This is a genomic window from Gluconobacter albidus, from assembly GCF_002723915.1.
GTDB lineage: Bacteria > Pseudomonadota > Alphaproteobacteria > Acetobacterales > Acetobacteraceae > Gluconobacter > Gluconobacter albidus.
This window is the reverse complement of sequence record NZ_BEWL01000003.1, coordinates 223,108-240,007: the sequence shown is the minus strand read 5'-3', so window position 1 is coordinate 240,007 and position 16,900 is coordinate 223,108. Positions and strand designations below refer to the sequence as shown.

The following is a 16,900-nucleotide window of genomic DNA, read 5'->3' as shown; positions in this document are numbered from 1 at the left end:
CTGTTCGGTAACGGGCGCTGTCGATCATTCAGATCAGTCGTCCAGACGCACTGTCCGGTTGCGTTTGATGCCTGCCCGGTGGGACTTCCCATCCAGACGCCGCTGTCTGGCGGCTTTTCCGGGGCGTGTGGCGACGCGGAACGCCGGACGATGGGCGGCTTTCCGGATCAGTTCCGCCAGACGTTCGATGGCGTCTTCGCGGTTACGCTGCTGTGTCCGGAAGCGACGGGCGGTGATGATGATTTCACCATTCTGCGTGGCCCGGCTGCCAGCCAGTTCGATCAGGCGGGTTCTGATCCGGTCTGGCAGGGCGGGAGATCGTGCGGCGTCGAAGCGGAGCTGGGCGGCCGTCGCCACCTTGTTGACGTTCTGCCCGCCGGGACCTGACGCCAGAATATAGGTCACCTTCAGTTCGTCGTCTTCGAGTGCGAGACCGGGAAGAATCTGGATTGGCATCTGTTTCTTCCTTTCCGGGCTGAGAAGCGGCGTCTGGGATGTGGAGGTAGAACGTGGGGCGCCCATAGCCTCTTTTGCGGGGAGAAGCCATGTCTGGAGAAATGTTGGACCTGTTTTTCGCGGCTGTGAGGTTGACGCCCTTATGGGTTGTGGGGTAGCCAGCGTGCGGATGAACCGGTAGCTCAGTTGGTAGAGCATTCGACTTTTAATCGAATGGTCCTGGGTTCGAGTCCCAGCCGGTTCACCATTTTTCCTGAAAAGAGCAGATGTAGTTGCGACCGGTGGCGATCCACTGGTGGTCTGTCGGGATTTTGCGGCTTATGATGTCGTAACAGGCTGACATGCAAGGAAAATGCTGATGACGCGGGTTCGGATTGGGATAGCGCTTGGACTTCTGGCGGCGCTGGCGGCGTGTGGGCCGGATTATGGCGGGCAGGGGTCGCGGCAGTTCCGTGGTGACGGTTATGGCAATGTAGGCGCGGGCCGCAGCAGCTATGGCTATCAGGGCGGCCCGACCTGAGGTTTCCCCTTTTCGGGGCGGTTCAGGACAGGGCGTCCTGAACCAGTTTTTCCTGCTGGGCGGCATGGACGCCCGGTAGTCCGGTTGCGGGAGAAGCGGCGCTGTCGCGGCCTGCATAGTCCGGGCGCTGGACCCGATGTCCGCAGGCGCGCAGGGCGCGTTCGATGCGACGGTCCACGAAAATCCAGGCTCCGTTGTTGAGAGGCTCTTCCTGGCACCACAGGACCTGTTCTGCGTCCGGATGGCGGGCGAGCTGCTCCATCAGAGCATGGTGTGGGAACGGATAGAGCTGTTCCAGGCGGATGATGGCGACGTCGTCACGGTTCTGGCGCGCGCGTTCGGCGATCAGATCGTAATAGACCTTGCCGGTGCACAGGATGATGCGGCGTGCGCCCTCTTCCTTGGCCGGGTCTGCGATGACGGGCTGGAAACGGGTGTGTGGCCCCATCTCGTCCAGCATGGACACCGCATCCTTGTTCCGGAGCAGGGATTTGGGCGTGAAAACGACCAGCGGCTTGCGGCAGCGGCGCGCGATCTGGCGGCGCAGGGCGTGGAAGTAGTTTGCGGGTGTGGTGATGTTGCACACGCGCATGTTGTTTTCAGCGCAGAGCTGAAGAATGCGCTCGGGGCGGGCTGAGGAATGTTCCGGGCCCCCACCTTCATAGCCGTGCGGCAGAAGCAGGGTCAGGCCGGACGTCCGCAGCCACTTGGTTTCGCCCGAGGCGATGAACTGGTCGAGGATGATCTGTGCGCCGTTGGTGAAATCGCCGAACTGCGCTTCCCACAGAACCAGAGCTTCGGGATTTCCAAGGGAATAGCCGTATTCGAAGCCGAGAACGGCATATTCCGAGAGTGGTGAGTTCCAGATGTTCAGCGGGGCCTGATGGGGCGCGATATGGGTCAGGGGCGTGTCTTCGCGGCCTGTGTCCTGATCGAACAGCACGGCGTGACGCTGGCTGAACGTGCCGCGGCGGCTGTCCTGTCCGGACAGGCGGACGGGATGGCCGTCCATGGACAGGGTGCCGAAAGCGAGAGCCTCGGCGGTCGCCCAGTCGAGCGGGCCGCCATCAGCCACCGCCTTACCGCGCGCCGTGATCTGGCGGGCCAGACGCGGATGAACGGCCAAGCCTTCCGGAATCGTGCCGATGGCGTCCCCGACGTCGCGTAGACGCCGGAGCGGTACGCCGGTCATGGGCTGGATGCGGTCCTGCTCGTCCTGCAGGCGTGTCGGGTCTTCGGGGCCGTCGAGCCAGTCCGTGCTGTTGGGGTGATAGGTCTTGGAGGTTTCGAACTGCTCTTCCAGACGGTTCTGGAAGTGGTTCCACATCTCCTCGACCTCGGCTTCGGTCATGACGCCAGTGCGAACCAGATGCCGGGCGTAAAGACTGCGCGTCGTGGGGCGGGACTGGATGGCGTGGACCATCGCGGGCTGCGTGAAGGCGGGTTCGTCGGCTTCATTATGGCCGTGACGGCGATAGCAGACCACGTCCAGCACGATGTCGGACTGGAAGGTGCGGCGCCATTCATGCGCCAGAAAGGCACAGCGGGAGACAGCTTCGGGATCGTCGCCATTGACGTGCAGGATCGGGGCCTGAACGGATTTGGCGATGTCGGTGTTGTGGATGCCGGAATGGGCGTCGGACTGGACGGTGGTGAAGCCGATCTGGTTGTTGATGATGACGTGGACCGTGCCGCCAGTCCGGTAGCCTTCCAGCTTCGAGAGGCTGAGGGTTTCGTACACGACGCCCTGACCGGCGAAGGCGGCGTCGCCGTGGACGAGAATGCCCAGATGGTGCTGGCGGTCGTGGTCCTTTTCGCGATCCTGGTCGGCGCGGACGCGGCCGAGCACGACGGGGTCCACCGCTTCCAGATGTGACGGGTTGGGCAGAAGCGAGATGCGGACGGTATGGCCCGCATGTTCGAGCGTCGTGGCGGTGCCGAGATGGTATTTCACATCGCCCGAGCCCTGAATGGTGTCGGGCTTGAAGGACGCGCCGGCGAATTCGCTGAAAATGGCGGCAAACGGCTTGCGCAGGATGTTGGCCATCACGTTCAGACGGCCGCGATGGGGCATGCCGAGCGAGACGGAGCGCACGTCGTCCTGTGCGGCGGCATCAATCAGGGTGCGCAGAGCGACGATGACGCTTTCGCCGCCTTCAAGGCCAAAACGACGCATGCCCATGAAGCGCTTCTGGCAGAACTGCTCGAAGGCTTCGGCGCGGGTCAGGGCGAGGAGGAGGCGCTTCTGGTCCAGCGACGGGCCGGGAACCGGCGTCTCCAGACGGTCGATCCACCACTGGCGCTGGGCGGGGTCCTGAAGATGCATGAACTCGGCGGCCGTGGTGCCGCAATAGGCACGGCGCAGGCGGGCAATCAGGTCCCGGTCGGCTCCGGGCGGGTTCAGTTCGGCAATGTCGGGAACGGGTGCCAGGCCGAGCGGGTCCAGCTTTGCGATGGCATGTCCGCGCAGGCGATAGGCGAATTTCAGGCTTTCGGCGCTGGCGTCGGTCTGCTCTGTTGTTTCCGCGGGCAGGCGGTCGGAGCCAAGGGTTTCGAACAGGGAGGCGAAGGCCGTGTCCACGGAGGCCGGGTCATGCTGCCAGCGTGCGTGCAGTTCCGCCAGATAGACGGTGTTTTCGCCGTTGATGGCGTCCCGGTCATCGCGATGGTCGCCCATGAACTCGTTCTCCTGTGTCCCCGGCTCCTGTGACCTGTACCAGGGAGCAGGGGGACGTGTCTTTTGGTCGTGCACTCTAGCGGATTGGCCGAACAGGGCCAATTTCCGTTTGTTTCGCGTTCTGCCTGTTCAGAGACCGAAGCCGCGTTTCATGGCGTCGATACGGCGTGCGATGGAGCGGGTGGCGACCGGGGTGTCTGTCTGGTCGAAGATATGGCAGGCGCCGGGCACGATTTCCAGTTCTACCGAAACGCCCTGATGGATCAGGCGCTGCGCGTAGGCGAGGTCTTCGTCCAGAAACAGGTCTAGGGCGCCGACGGACAGATAGACGGGGGGAAGACCGGACAGGTCCGTGGCGCGGGCGGGTGCGGCGTAGGGCGAGACGTCCGCCGCGCCGGGCGCTACGGGATTGAGGAGGGCCGCCCACATGAAGGTGTTGCTGGTGCGGGTCCACAGGAACTCGCCCCCGACCGGGGAGGCGTCGGGCTGACCTGTCGTCGTGCGGTCGTCGAGCACGGGGTAGACGAGATTCTGGAACAGGAGGGTCGGGCCTTCGCGGTCACGCGTCAGGAGGGCCAGCCCCGCAGCGAGGCCGCCGCCTGCGCTTTCACCGGTCAGGCCAATGCGGGCGGGATCAATCCCCAGTGTGTTGGCGTTGCGCGTGATCCAGCACAGCGTCGTGTAGGCATCCTCGATGGCCGCCGGAAAGGGATGTTCGGGGGTGAGGCGGTAATCCGGGGAGAGGACCACGCAGTCCAGATCCTGAGCGAACTGGCAGAGCTGGGTGGCGGTGAGCTCGGGCTGGCCAGCGAAATAACCGCCGCCATGCAGGTGCAGGAGGACCGGGCGTGGCGCTGCGGCGTCCTTGCGAGGGCGGACGCTCAGGAGGCGGATGGCGGGCGCGGTGTCCGTGGCGGGAATGGTCAGCCGTTCAAGGATGACGGGATAGTCTTCAGCCTGAAGGAAAGACTGTCCGGCGGCCTGTTCCAGCCCGTCGCGGAAGGCGGGGAGGGAGTCGGGCGAGAGATCGACGGTGGGGATCTCTTCAAGGAGCGGGAGGAGTTCAGGGAGGACGAGGGGCCGGGTGTTCATGAGTGTCACCTTGCACTGGGGAGGCAGGAAAACCATCTGTACGCCCAGTGGTCGGACGGCTTGAAGGCAAAAATCTGTTCGTCCCGCCACAAAGTTGCCGCAACTTTTAATGCCCGAGAGTCGTCTTGTTAACCGACCGGTCCTGAGCCGGCCTTGTTGGATGGGAGTTTCGCTGATGCGTGCTCTGCTGTTTCTTGCAGTTCTGACGGGAAGTGGTCTTGCGTTGACAGGTTTGTCGGCGGGAGCGCAGGAGCCGCGTCGGGACAACCTGTCCGCACATTCCGTTCTGGCGAAGGATGCGGGGCAGTCGGGAGTGGATCACCGGACGCTGGAATGCCGGACGGATCCGCGCCTGCTTCATACCGTGTGGGATGGACGGATCTCGTCCCTGCCAGGGCCGCATGTCTGCATGGGCGGTGCGAACCGCCTGGGGGCAGGATATGTCCGTTATCTGGCGACGAGCCGGATGGTCCGGGCGCATAAGCCGCTGCGGGGGTAATATTCTTTCGTAAAAGGCAGGTCTCACATGTGTGGAATAGGCCTTGTCGCCGGCGTGGGCCGCGTCTAGCCTTCCGCGCCATGAGCAGGATTTCTCTTGATTATGATGCGTTCGAGAGCGCGCCGGTTGCGGAAAAACCGTTTCCGCATCTGGTGGTGCCGCATTTCATTGGCAACGATGATCTGAAGGCGGTTGTCTCCGATCTGCCGGAAATGAAATCCGGTGGTTCGTTCCCGCCGGAAGCCCTGAAGCTGACGCCACGTGTTGCGGGCATGATTGCGGAATTGCAGGGGCCGAAGCTCAAGGCGCTGGTGGCGGAGAAATTCAGGCTGGATCTGGCGGATGCGCCGACCATGCTGACGGTCCGCGGCCGCACGCGGGAAAAAGACGGGCGCATCCATCGGGATTCCGAGGCCAAGCTCGTCACGATCCTGCTGTATCTCAATCCGCGCGGGGAGGACTGGGCCTCGCGCGATGGCTGTCTGCGGCTGCTGAACGGGCCGGATGATGTCGAGGATTTCGATGTTGAGGTGACGCCCGCCGAAGGGACGCTTCTGGTGTTTCCGAACGGTCCGGCCACCTGGCACGGGCACCGGCAGTTTGTCGGAACGCGCTATGCGATCCAGCTCAACTATATGGCGACGGGGCGCAAGGCCCGCTACGAACTGCGGCGGCACCGTCTGTCGGCGCTTTTAAAGCGTCTGCCCTTTTCGGGCTGATTTTCAGGGAACGGGAAAAGATCATGGGTTATCGGGTTGCGGTTGTTGGCGCCACGGGTGCGGTGGGGCGTGAACTGCTGCGAATTCTGGCGGAGCGGGAATTTCCGGTCGATGAGGTTGTGGCGCTGGCCTCGCCGCGTTCGGCAGGGCGCGAGATTTCCTTTGGGGACAAGACCGTCCTGAAGGTTCAGAACCTCGAGACGTTCGACTTCAAGGGCTGGGATATTGCGCTGTTCTCGCCGGGCGGGGCGGTTTCGGCCGTTTATGCACCCAAGGCTGCGGCTGCCGGATGCGTCGTGATCGACAACACGTCCCATTTCCGCATGGAGCCGGGCGTGCCCCTGATCGTGCCGGAAGTGAACGCGGCGGCGATTGGCAAGGCGAGCCGGGGCATCATCGCCAACCCGAACTGCTCAACCGCACAGATGCTCGTGGCGCTCAAGCCGCTGCATGACCTGTTCCGCATCAAGCGCATCGTGGTCTCGACCTATCAGGCCGTTTCAGGCGCGGGCAAGGACGGGATGGACGAGCTGTTCGCCCAGACCAAGGGCACCTTCGTCAACGATCCGCCGACGGTCGCGCAGTTCACCAAGCAGATTGCCTTCAACGTCATTCCTCATATCGACCGTTTCATGGACGACGGTGCGACCAAGGAAGAATGGAAGATGGCCGTCGAAACCCGCAAGATCATGGACCCGGACATCAAGGTTCTGGCGACCTGTGTGCGCGTCCCGGTGTTCATCGGTCACTCCGAGGCCATCAGCATTGAATGCGAGAAGCCGGTTGATCTGAAGAAGGCCCGCGAGGCGCTGCGCAAGGCGCCGGGTGTGATTCTGCGGGACGAGCGCGAGGATGGTGGTTACGTCACGCCGATCGAATGTGTGGGCGAGGATGCGACTTATGTGTCCCGCCTGCGGATTGATCCGTCTGTCGAGAATGGTCTGGCGCTGTGGTGTGTGTCCGACAATCTGCGCAAGGGTGCGGCCCTCAATGCGGTCCAGATTGCGGAAAGCATTGTCGCGCAGGGACTTCTGAAGGACGGCCAGCTTTTCCGTCGCAATGAAATTCCGGATGAAGACGAGTCCGAATGACGGCGTCGCGCACGGAGACGGTTCTCGCGGCCAATGAAGATATCGAGCGCCTGCCGCTCGATGCCCTGCTGGACCGGCTTCTGACGTCGCAGAAGGCGGCTCTGGATCGGGTGGGTGAAGCCTTGCCGTCCATCGAGCTCGCTGTTGAGGCGGCTGTCCCTAGGCTTCAGGCCGGGGGGCGGCTGGTCTATGCGGGGGCCGGGACGTCAGGGCGGATCGGATTGCAGGATGGCGTGGAACTGACGCCGACCTTTGGTGTGGCGCCGGAGAAGCTGGTTCTGCTGCTGGCCGGTGGGGCAGGGGCGACGACACAGGCGGCGGAAGGTGCGGAAGACCGGGAAGATCAGGCACGGCTTGATCTGCTGGACTATTACCCGGCTGCGCAGGACGTGGTGATCGGCGTCGCGGCGAGCGGCAACACGCCTTATACATGCGCCGTTGTTCAGCTTGGACGGGAAGTCGGAGCCCTGACGATCGGCGTAAGTGGCAATCCGGAGTCGCGCCTGTTGCGGGAAGCGGAGTTGGGGATCTGCATTCCGACGGGAGCCGAGGTTCTGGCGGGTTCGACGCGTATGGCCGCCGGGACGGCGCAGAAAGTCACGCTGAACCTGTTTTCCACCGCGCTGATGACGCGTCTGGGGCATGTCTATCGTGGGCGCATGGTGGACATGCGCATCAGCAACGAGAAGCTTCAGGCCCGCGCGGAACGGATGGTCATGGAACTGGCCGGAGGAACGGCCGAAGAGGCACGGGACGCCCTGAGGCTTGTGCAGGGAAATACGAAACGGGCCGTTCTGCTGCGGCACGGTGTGGCTCTGGCGGAAATTGAACCGCTTCTGGAGCGGTGTCAGGGGCATCTGCATCTTGCGCTCGCCGGACTCTAAGGGCGGCGCAATCGGGATGAGAAGGCCCCGTATCACGTGAGAGGCCATTCGAGGGCCTCTCACGTGATCTGATCGGAATCAGACGGAAGCGAGTTCGGCCCAGCCTGTTTCCGGGCGGTCGAGATGCTTCAGCAGGTCGTGATCCGGCGTATTGACTAGATCCTTGACCAGCGTTTTGAAGAGCTTCTTGCTGGTCGGCTTGTCGAGATGCTCGCGGATTTCATGCGAAGCCTGCGCCGGAGCGACAAGCAGGATGCCTTCGACGTCGCGGCTCTGTGCGGCCTTGTTGATATGGCCGGCCAGATCGCGGGTGAAGTGCACCTTGAGCTGTTCGTGCGGGTTTTCGTGCGGTGCCTTGATGGAGGAGACGTCTTTTTCCGCGCTGGACCCCTTGTGCAGGTCAAAGGTTTCGATGGTGCGGAGCTGCGACCCTTCAAGCCGCAGGAAACGGGCTTTTTCGCCGTCAGCGACAACGTAAATGACGGGGTCCTGTGTAGCCATCTCTGGAAATCCTTAATCAAAATCGGACGATGCGTCTGTAACAGTTCTGAGGTGGGATGGTTGCCTGTGTCTGCCAAGGTGGTGCAGAGTCGTATTCGATCAAGTTATTGAAAAAAGGAGAATATTTTCATTTTTTTGAATGTTTTTTGAAGAATTCCGATTTTTTTCTTGAAATGCGGAAGAGATGTGCCCAATCTCTGAATTGAGCTTACCGGAAAATCTTTTCCAAAGGCTCAAAGGAGGCAAGTATGGCTCTGACGAATACTCTTCTGCCGTATGTTGGTCCGATGGCTGCCGTTGTTGCGGTGTTCGCCTATACTTTGCTGCAAGGGACCCGGAAACCGGATGTTTCCTATGCGAAAGTAAGGCACCGACGATAGCGTCCCGCAAGGGACGCGTATCCCCGGACGTTTTCCCTCTTTACCTGAATGCGTGCCCGGTTCCACAGTGAGGGCACCATGGCTTTCTTACATAAAACCCCCCGCATTACTCCTCCGCCGGAAGGCAGGACGGGTGTTCTTCTGATCAATCTGGGTACGCCTGACGATACAGGCTATTTCTCAGTCAGAAGATATCTGAGCGAGTTTCTCTCTGACCGTCGCGTCATCGAGAGTCCTCCCCTGATCTGGCAGCCCATTCTTCAGGGCATCATCCTGACAAAACGTCCTTTTGCCAGCGGCGCCAATTATGCGCGGATCTGGGACCGGGACGAGAATGCATCCCCCTTGCGGGTCTATACCCGTCGGCAGGCTGAAGGGCTTGCTGCGCGCCTTAAAGCCGATGGCGTGCCAGTGGAATGGGGAATGCGTTATGGCCGCCCTTCCGTTGCAAAAGCGCTGGAAAGCCTGATGGATCAGGGTTGTGACCGGATCGTTAGCATTGCGCTTTATCCGCAGTATTCCGCAACCACGACCGCCACGGCCAACGACCAGCTTTTCCGTGCGCTCATGCGTCTGCGACGCCAGCCCGCCGTTCTGACGGTTCCGTCTTTTCCGGATCATCCTGCTTTCATCCGCGCGCTTGAGACGTCCGTTCAGGATACGCTGGCGGGACTGACCTTCAAGCCGCAGCAGATCGTTGCGTCGTTTCATGGTCTTCCCAAAACCTGCATCGAAAAGGGCGATACGTATCGGGACGAATGTGAGCGGACGATCGCCGGACTGCGGACGGCTCTGGGACTGAGTGAGGCGCAGATGCCCCTGACGTTCCAGTCCCGCTTCGGGCCGCTTGAATGGATCCAGCCCTATACGGCGCCTTTCGTCAAAGCCCTTCCGTCACAGGGAATTACGAAGATTGCCGTTATCATGCCTGGTTTCATGACGGACTGCATCGAAACGCTGGATGAAATCGGGAACGAGCTCCGGGAAGAATTCATGGAAGCAGGGGGAGAGGAGTTTGCGCTCGTGCCCTGTCTGAACGACTCGAAAGGCGCGATTGATCTTCTGGAAGAGCTTTCGCGATCCGCGCTGGCCGGTTTTCAGCGCGGCTGAGTTCTGCGGCCTTCAGGTTCCTTTAAAAAACCCACCTGATAGCAGGTGGGTTTTTTTATGAATCGGAGCCTGCAAAGGCAGATGGAAATTTTCTGCTTGCATTGCGCGCAGCTTTTTCCTATAACTGTGGCACTGAGCCATGAAACGTAATTGATTGCTCGTTAAAAACTCAATTTCAGGTTAAAGAATTTTGAAAAGGCTGCTTTCGCAAGAAGCAGCCTTTTTTGTTGCGCATTTCAGAAACAAGACATGTTTTTCTGCGTAGAAATTTTGGCTCAGTGCAGAGTTTAATTCTTCTTTTCATACGGCTCTCCAGCATCCGGACCTGAAACAGGGTTTCGGATGCTGGCGTGCGTCTGGTTCTTTTCTTTTTCAGCTACAGGAAAACTCATGAACGCTGTTTCCAGCACGCAAAGCGCAGTCCAGTCGGGTTCGCGCTGGACGATCGCTGATGCGATGAAGATCCGTGCCGATGATCCGACGACGACCATGCCGGTCATCGACTACGCATTTCCCGTCATCGATTCCGATGTGTGGCAGTGGGACACCTGGCTGCTGCGCGACATTCACGGCAAGACCGTGACCTTCAAGGGCTGGTACGTCATGTTCGCCCTCGTTGCCGATCGTGCCGCCACGGGCGATACGACCGAGGGCTGGCACAGCCGCAACAACTATTCCTATATCGGCTACTACTACAGCCGCACCGGCAATGGCGCGGACTGGAAGTTCGGTGGCCGTGTCATTAAGGAAGGCGCCAACTCCCGCAGTTGGGAATGGTCCGGTTGTGCCGTTATGCGCGAGAACAGCGCCAATACGGTCGATCTGTTCTATACCTCCGTCAACGATACGCCGTCCGAGTCTGTTCCGTCCTACACGACGGGCCGCATTCTGGCAGATGCCACGGGCGTCTGGTTCGAGGGCTTCGATGTCTGCACGGACATGTTCCAGGCAGACGGCGTGAACTACGCCAACATTGTCGAAGACGCCTACTGGGATTTCCGCGATCCGCATATCTTCCGCAATCCTGACGACAACCAGATCTATGCCCTGTTTGAAGGCAATGTTCCGGGTATGCGCGGGAACTTCACCATCGGTTCCGACGAGATGGGTCCGGTTCCGCCTGCCACGACCGTTCCGGCTGGTGCGCAGTATGGCGCGGCTGCCATCGGCATTGCCCGCCTGACATCCGACTCCACGCGGGGTGATTTCTCCAAATGGGAAATGCTGCCGGCCCTCGTTACGGCGCTTGGCGTCAATGACCAGACGGAACGCCCGCATGTCGTCTTCCAGGACGGTCTGACCTATCTGTTCACGATCTCCCATCACTCCACCTTCACCGGCAACAGCACGGGTCCGGATGGTGTGTATGGTTTCGTGTCCCGGAACGGTATTTTCGGTCCGTATGCACCGCTGAACGGTTCGGGCCTTGTACTGGGTAACCCGTCTGCTGCTCCGTACGAGACCTACTCGCACTTCGTCGATCCTGCCGGTTACGTGCAGTCCTTCATTGATACCCTGCCGCAGCCCGGTTCGGCTGACCCGCAGGACCCGGCGACCTATCGCATCGGTGGCACACTCGCACCGACCGTGAAGATCGTCCTCGAAGGTGAGCGGACCTATCTGACGGAAGTCCACGCTTACGGGCAGGTTTATGCCCAGGGCGTCTGGCCGACCTCTTCGGCCTTTGACAAGCGTTCCTGAGGCCGTTTTGCCCTCTCCCGAAAGGGGGAGGGCATTTTTTTGCGTTTCAGGTTCTGAATTTCAGACGCAGAAACGCGCTGGCCTGTGGGCCTGAAACAGTTTTGGCGATTTCTGAAAAAATTATCGGCTGGTCGGAGTGAGAGGATTCGAACCTCCGGCCCCTGCGTCCCGAACACAGTGCTCTACCAGGCTGAGCTACACTCCGGCCGACGGCGCTTCTCCTACAGGGGTTAACGCTTTCCTGCAAGAGGGCACGGACGAAAAATCAGAGAACGAGCGCCGTTCTGCCGATATCCCGCCATGACCACAGGACGGCGCGGGCCTGCCCCTGAAGGTTCCAGACGGGAAGGAGCCCGACGCCCCCGTCCGCTACGCTGACGCGCGAGTCGGCGGAGTTGTCACGGTTGTCGCCCATAACGAACAGATGGTTGGGCGGAATGGTGAAGGGGGCAATGTTGTCCAGGTCTCCGTCCTGCGACATTTTGAGAATGTTGTGGCGGATGTTTCCCGGCAGGGTTTCTTCATAGCGTTCTGCCGCACGCCAGACGTTCTTTCGGCTTTCCTCGCGGGTTGGTCCCATGTCTTTCCATGGAAGCACCGTTCCGTTCAGGATGACCCGGCCATGCACCAGAGCCACCGTGTCGCCCGGTAGTCCGATGACGCGTTTGACCCATGTCTGGTGCAGGTTGGCGGGTGCGCGGAACACGACCACGTCGCCGCGATGGGGCAGGCGTCCGAACAGGCGGCTGTCCGTTTCGGCAGAGGGCTTCAGCAACGTCCCGAACGGCAGATTGGCCGTGCTGAGGCCGTAGGACGGGACGATGACGCCGATCTGGTCGCCGATCCGCAGTGTCGGCTCCATGGAGGCCGAAGGCACGATGTAAGCGGCGGCAAGAGCGCTGTGAATGGTCAGGAAGCCCAGAAGGACGGGCAGGCAGGACAGGATGTCGCGGGCAAGCTGGCGCAGGGTTGGGATGCGGGTCATGATGAGGGTCTCCGTGCCCGACAGAGTGCCGCATGGGGGCCGGAGTGCCAGTTAAACCTGCGTCAGATCCTGTCATGAAAAAAGGGGCGTCCCGTCATGGGGCGCCCCTTTTTTGTCGTTTCAGGCGAACGGTGCCTTACAGCGCTTTTTCGAGCGTCGGGAGGACCTCGAACAGATCACCCACGATGCCGTAATCGGCGACCTTGAAAATCGGCGCTTCCGGATCGGTGTTGATGGCCACGATGACGCGGCTGTCCTTCATGCCAGCCAGATGCTGGATCGCACCCGACAGACCGACGGCGATGTAGAGTTCCGGCGCCACGATCTTGCCGGTCTGGCCGACCTGCATTTCGTTGGGGGCAAAACCGGAATCCACGGCCGCACGGGACGCGCCGATGGCGGCGTTCAACTTGTCGGCGATGGGTTCGAGCAGCTTGAAGTTCGCAGCGTCTTTCAGGCCCTTGCCACCGGAAATCACCACGCGGGCAGATTCCAGCTCCGGACGATCGGATGCCGAAAGTTCGACCTTCACGAAAACGGACTTCTCGCTGGCCGGAGCTTCGATTGTCTCAACCGTGGCGGACCCACCTTCGGCAGCAACCGGATCGAAATTGGAGCCGCGGACCGTCAGCACCTTGATGCTGTCGGAAGAGCGGACCGTCGCCAGTGCGTTGCCGGCATAGATCGGGCGCACGAAGGTGTCGGCGTCCTTGATCTCGACCACATCGGGGATGGGCTGCACGTCCAGCAGGCCCGCCAGACGCGGCAGGATGTTTTTGCCGGTGGCGGAGGCTGCAGCCAGAATATGGCTGTAGTCTTTCGCGCGGGCAGCCAGCAGATCGGCGGCGGGCTCGGCCAGATCGTTGACCAGACCCGGAACGCTGAGGACGCGCGTCACACCCGGCAGGGCGGCAGCGGCCTGTGCGCCGTCTCCGAACACGATGGCATCGACGGCACCGAAGCGGGAGGCAGCGGCAACAGCCGAACGGGAAGCCTGACGGACCGCGCCGTTTTCGACTTCAACCAGAACAAGAGCGGTCATCAGATCACCTTCGCTTCTGTCTTGAGCTTCTCGACCAGTTCGGCCGCGCTGTTCACTTTCACGCCTTCCTTGCGCTCGGCGGGTTCGGCCACCGAGACCACCGTCAGGCGCGACGCCGTATCGACGCCGAGGCTGTCGATTTCGACCGTCTCAAGCGGCTTCTTGCGGGCCTTCATGATGTTCGGAAGGGACGCATAGCGCGGCTCGTTGAGGCGCAGATCCGCCGTCACCACGGCCGGGAGCGTGAGGGACACGACTTCCGTGCCGCCGTCGATCTCGCGGGCGACTTCGATACGGCCATCGGCAACCGTCACCGCACTCGCGAACGTGCCCTGCGGCCAGCCGAGCTTTGCGGCCAGGATCTGGCCCGTGGCGTTCATGTCGTCGTCGATCGCCTGCTTGCCCATGCAGATCAGGCCAGCCTCTTCGCGCGTGGCGATCGCCTTGAGCACGTTGGCCACGGCGCGCGGCTCAAGCGTGTCGTCGGTGCGGACGAGGATGGCGCGGTCTGCACCCATCGCCATGGCCGTACGCAGCACGTCCTGAGCGGCCTGTGCGCCGACGGTCACGACCACGACTTCCTTGGCCGCGCCTTTTTCACGAAGGCGCACTGCTTCTTCGACTGCGATTTCGTCGAACGGATTCATGGACATTTTCACGCCCTGCGTTTCGACACCGCTGCCATCGGCCGCTACACGTACCTTGACGTTGTAATCGACCACCCGTTTGACTGGGACCAGAACTTTCATCGTCATCTTTCGCTGCTGTCGCCGCCACAAAAACGGGCGCCACCGTAGCGGGACTGACCGGAAAAGTCACATTCCGCTCTGGCCGTGCCCTTTTGCGGGAAGAAAATTACATCCCGACCGGATAGTTCGGACCGCCGCCGCCTTCGGGCGTGCACCAGTCGATGTTCTGCGTCGGGTCCTTGATGTCGCAGGTCTTGCAGTGCACGCAGTTCTGGGCGTTGATCCGGAGCTGCCAGGCATTTTCGCCCGTCTGTTCCTGTTCATATACACCGGCCGGGCAATAACGGCTTTCGGGCGAATCGAACACGTCGTGATTGACGGTCTGCCAGACGGACTCGTTGCGGAGTTTGAGGTGAACCGGCTGGTTCTCCTCGTGATTCGTGCTGCTCAGGAAGACCGAACTGACGCGATCGAAGGTGATCTTCCCGTCGGGCTTGGGATAGTCGATTTTCGTGCACACCGAAGCGGGACGCAGCGTCTCGTTATCGGCATGTGGGTGATGCAGCGTCCAGGGGGCACGGCCGCGCAGGATCATGCTGTCGATGCCGGCATAGAGCGCGCCGAGCTTCATGCCCCATTTCGCGAAGGCCGGGCGGATGTTGCGGACGTCGCGCAGTTCGGACCATAGCCAGGACTGCTGGACGCGCGCCGTCATGCTGGCGGCTTCCTTCCTGTCCTTTTCCAGAGCCTCGGCCACGGCCTCAGCCGCGATCATACCGGATTTCATGGCCGTATGCGTGCCCTTGATCTTGGGCACGTTCAGGAAGCCTGCCGAATCGCCAGCCAGAACGCCGCCGGGGAAAGTCAGGCGCGGAATGGACTGGAAGCCGCCTTCCGACAGGGCTCGTGCGCCGTAGATCAGGCGCTTGCCGCCTTCGAAATGCTCCCGGAAGGCCGGGTGCAGCTTGGTCCGCTGCATTTCTTCGAACGGGGACAGATAGGTGTTGGCGTAATCGAGGCCGGTCACGAAGCCAAAGCTGACCAGATTTTCCCCGAAATGATAGAGCCAGGCCCCGCCATAGGTGTGATCGTCGAGCGGCCAGCCGAAACTGTGCTGCACGAGGCCCGGACGATGCTTTTCCGCCGGGATTTCCCAGACTTCCTTGACGCCGAGGCCATAGGTCTGCGGCTCCACGCCCTTGCGGAGGCCGAAACGCTTCATGGCGTGGCCGGTGAGGGAACCGCGGGCGCCTTCGGTCAGGATGGTCTGCTTTGCGCGCAGGATCATGCCGGGCGTGAAGTTCGGCCCGTGTTCGCCATTGCGTTCGATACCCATATCGCCCGTGATGACGCCAGCGACGTGGTCATTTTCGATAAACAGTTCCGCGCCCGAGAAGCCCGGATAGATTTCCACGCCCAGAGCCTCGGCCTGCTCGCCGAGCCAGCGGCAGACTTCGCCAAGCGAGACAATATAGTTCCCGTGATTGGCCATCTGCGGCATCACGCGGTCCAGATACGGAACGGCGAAGGAGCGCGTTTCGGTGAGGAACAGCATCCGCTCTTCCGTCACCTGCGTCCGCAGGGGGGCGTCCAGATCGCGCCAGTTCGGCAGAAGTTCATCGAGCGTGCGGGGCTCGATAACGGCGCCCGAAACGATATGGGCGCCGATCTCGCTGCCTTTTTCGATCAGGCAGACGCCCGCATCCGGCATCAGCTGTTTCAGGCGGATCGCGGCGGACAGACCGGCGGGACCGCCACCGACCACCACGACATCGAATTCCATTTCTTCGCGTTCGATCTGGGTCATGATGTCAGGAAACTCGCTGAATAACTGGGATAAGGGTTTGGCGTGGGTTTCAGGGACGGCGCGTGAAAGTCCAGTAGAACGGCACGCGCCCTTCGCGGAAGGCCTTGGCTTCATAGCGTGTGGGCGACCAGCCTTCGGGACGTTCCTTGGCCGGGGGCGGCGCATCGAACAGGTCCTGCCTGCCCATCACCTCCGTGACCCATTCCTGATAGACGGGATGGTCACTGGCGACGCGCCAGATGGCGCCGGGTTTCAGAACGCGGTGCATCTGCTTGATGTTTTCCGGATGCACGAAGCGGCGCTTGGCGTGCCGGGCCTTGGGCCACGGGTCCGGGAACATCAGATACGCCCGGTCCAGACACGCATCGGGCATGTCCTTGAGCAGCAGGCGGGCATCTTCGGCCCAGATGCGGAAATGGGGAGGCGGCGTGGCCGTGTCTTCCTCGCCTTCGGGCACGAGGCGCGACAGCAGGGAGCACAGGCCGTTCTCGAAGACCTCGGAGGCGATATAGCCGACATCCGGATTCAGTTCGGCCTGACCGACGGCATGTTCGCCACCGCCAAAACCGATTTCGAGAAAAACGCGCGAGACCGCATCGGAGAATCCCGCAGCGGGATTCTCCGGTGAGGTGAAGGAGAGCCGGGGCAGCGCCTTCTCAAGAAGGTGCTGCTGCCGGGCCCGGAGCGGATGGCCGCGTTGACGGCCGTAAAGCCGCTCCGGCTGGGGTTTGAGAGACTCGACCAGGG

At 61.6% G+C, this 16,900-nt stretch carries 16 protein-coding genes and 2 tRNA genes; 8 read left to right on the top strand and 10 right to left on the bottom strand.

From position 1 onward, the window contains the following. Positions 1–33: 33 nt before the first annotated feature. Complete coding sequence (arfB, locus tag GAL01_RS06255; RefSeq protein WP_062031087.1) at positions 34–456, bottom strand: alternative ribosome rescue aminoacyl-tRNA hydrolase ArfB; 423 nt, start codon at positions 454–456, stop codon at positions 34–36. Positions 457–627: 171 nt separating this feature from the next. Here arfB and GAL01_RS06250 point away from each other — a divergent pair. Together GAL01_RS06250 and GAL01_RS15655 are read left to right on the top strand one after the other, a co-directional pair. After that, positions 628–703: transfer RNA gene (locus GAL01_RS06250), tRNA-Lys, on the top strand. A 111-nt stretch (positions 704–814) separates the two neighbouring features. Next, positions 815–976, top strand: a complete 162-nt coding sequence (locus GAL01_RS15655; RefSeq protein ID WP_167369322.1) for a hypothetical protein — start codon at positions 815–817, stop codon at positions 974–976. A gap of 22 nt (positions 977–998) precedes the next feature. Here the strand turns inward: GAL01_RS15655 and GAL01_RS06245 are convergent, their stop codons facing one another. Both GAL01_RS06245 and GAL01_RS06240 read right to left on the bottom strand, forming a co-directional pair. Continuing rightward, the gene (locus GAL01_RS06245) at positions 999–3,653 is read right to left on the bottom strand and encodes a 2-oxoglutarate dehydrogenase E1 component (protein ID WP_062031088.1); all 2,655 of its coding nucleotides are present in this window, start codon (positions 3,651–3,653) and stop codon (positions 999–1,001) included. Between the two features lie 129 nt (positions 3,654–3,782). After that, positions 3,783–4,745, bottom strand: coding sequence for an alpha/beta hydrolase (locus GAL01_RS06240; protein WP_062031262.1), 963 nt, complete (start codon positions 4,743–4,745; stop codon positions 3,783–3,785). Between the two features lie 175 nt (positions 4,746–4,920). Here GAL01_RS06240 and GAL01_RS06235 point away from each other — a divergent pair, with 175 nt between their 5' ends. The 4 genes from GAL01_RS06235 to GAL01_RS06220 all read left to right on the top strand — a co-directional run bounded on the left by GAL01_RS06235 (position 4,921) and on the right by GAL01_RS06220 (position 7,938). Beyond that, complete coding sequence (locus GAL01_RS06235; protein WP_062031266.1) at positions 4,921–5,244, top strand: hypothetical protein; 324 nt, start codon at positions 4,921–4,923, stop codon at positions 5,242–5,244. An 80-nt stretch (positions 5,245–5,324) separates the two neighbouring features. Beyond that, complete coding sequence (locus tag GAL01_RS06230; protein WP_062031091.1) at positions 5,325–5,963, top strand: 2OG-Fe(II) oxygenase family protein; 639 nt, start codon at positions 5,325–5,327, stop codon at positions 5,961–5,963. 23 nt (positions 5,964–5,986) lie between these two features. After that, complete coding sequence (locus GAL01_RS06225; RefSeq protein WP_062031092.1) at positions 5,987–7,054, top strand: aspartate-semialdehyde dehydrogenase; 1,068 nt, start codon at positions 5,987–5,989, stop codon at positions 7,052–7,054. Continuing rightward, complete coding sequence (locus GAL01_RS06220; RefSeq protein WP_062031094.1) at positions 7,051–7,938, top strand: N-acetylmuramic acid 6-phosphate etherase; 888 nt, start codon at positions 7,051–7,053, stop codon at positions 7,936–7,938. Before GAL01_RS06225 ends, GAL01_RS06220 begins: the two co-directional genes overlap by 4 nt. A 78-nt stretch (positions 7,939–8,016) precedes the next feature. Here the strand turns inward: GAL01_RS06220 and GAL01_RS06215 are convergent, their stop codons facing one another. Further along, on the bottom strand, positions 8,017–8,439 hold the full coding sequence (locus tag GAL01_RS06215; RefSeq protein WP_062031097.1) for a host attachment protein: 423 nt from the start codon (positions 8,437–8,439) through the stop codon (positions 8,017–8,019). Positions 8,440–8,897: 458 nt separating this feature from the next. Between GAL01_RS06215 and hemH the strand changes: the two genes are divergently transcribed. After that, on the top strand, positions 8,898–9,929 hold the full coding sequence (gene hemH, locus GAL01_RS06210) for a ferrochelatase (protein WP_062031271.1): 1,032 nt from the start codon (positions 8,898–8,900) through the stop codon (positions 9,927–9,929). A 390-nt stretch (positions 9,930–10,319) separates the two neighbouring features. Continuing rightward, on the top strand, positions 10,320–11,630 hold the full coding sequence (locus tag GAL01_RS06205) for a glycoside hydrolase family 68 protein (protein WP_062106689.1): 1,311 nt from the start codon (positions 10,320–10,322) through the stop codon (positions 11,628–11,630). 128 nt (positions 11,631–11,758) lie between these two features. Here GAL01_RS06205 and GAL01_RS06200 read toward each other — a convergent pair. From GAL01_RS06200 to trmB, 6 genes are all read right to left on the bottom strand, one after another. After that, positions 11,759–11,835 (bottom strand) — tRNA-Pro (locus tag GAL01_RS06200). A gap of 60 nt (positions 11,836–11,895) precedes the next feature. Continuing rightward, positions 11,896–12,615, bottom strand: a complete 720-nt coding sequence (gene lepB / locus GAL01_RS06195) for a signal peptidase I (RefSeq protein WP_062031099.1) — start codon at positions 12,613–12,615, stop codon at positions 11,896–11,898. A gap of 136 nt (positions 12,616–12,751) precedes the next feature. Beyond that, positions 12,752–13,657 (bottom strand): FAD-binding protein, encoded by a 906-nt coding sequence (locus tag GAL01_RS06190; RefSeq protein WP_062031101.1) that lies wholly within the window; start codon positions 13,655–13,657, stop codon positions 12,752–12,754. Continuing rightward, entirely contained in the window at positions 13,657–14,406 is a 750-nt protein-coding gene (locus GAL01_RS06185; RefSeq protein ID WP_062031103.1) for an electron transfer flavoprotein subunit beta/FixA family protein, read from the bottom strand. Before GAL01_RS06185 ends, GAL01_RS06190 begins: the two co-directional genes overlap by 1 nt. A gap of 106 nt (positions 14,407–14,512) precedes the next feature. Next, positions 14,513–16,153 carry an electron transfer flavoprotein-ubiquinone oxidoreductase gene (locus tag GAL01_RS06180; RefSeq protein WP_062031105.1) on the bottom strand — a complete coding sequence of 547 codons (1,641 nt, stop codon included), beginning with the start codon at positions 16,151–16,153 and terminating at the stop codon, positions 14,513–14,515. Between the two features lie 49 nt (positions 16,154–16,202). Continuing rightward, positions 16,203–16,898 carry a tRNA (guanine(46)-N(7))-methyltransferase TrmB gene (gene trmB / locus GAL01_RS06175; protein ID WP_082790757.1) on the bottom strand — a complete coding sequence of 232 codons (696 nt, stop codon included), beginning with the start codon at positions 16,896–16,898 and terminating at the stop codon, positions 16,203–16,205. Positions 16,899–16,900 lie beyond the last annotated feature (2 nt).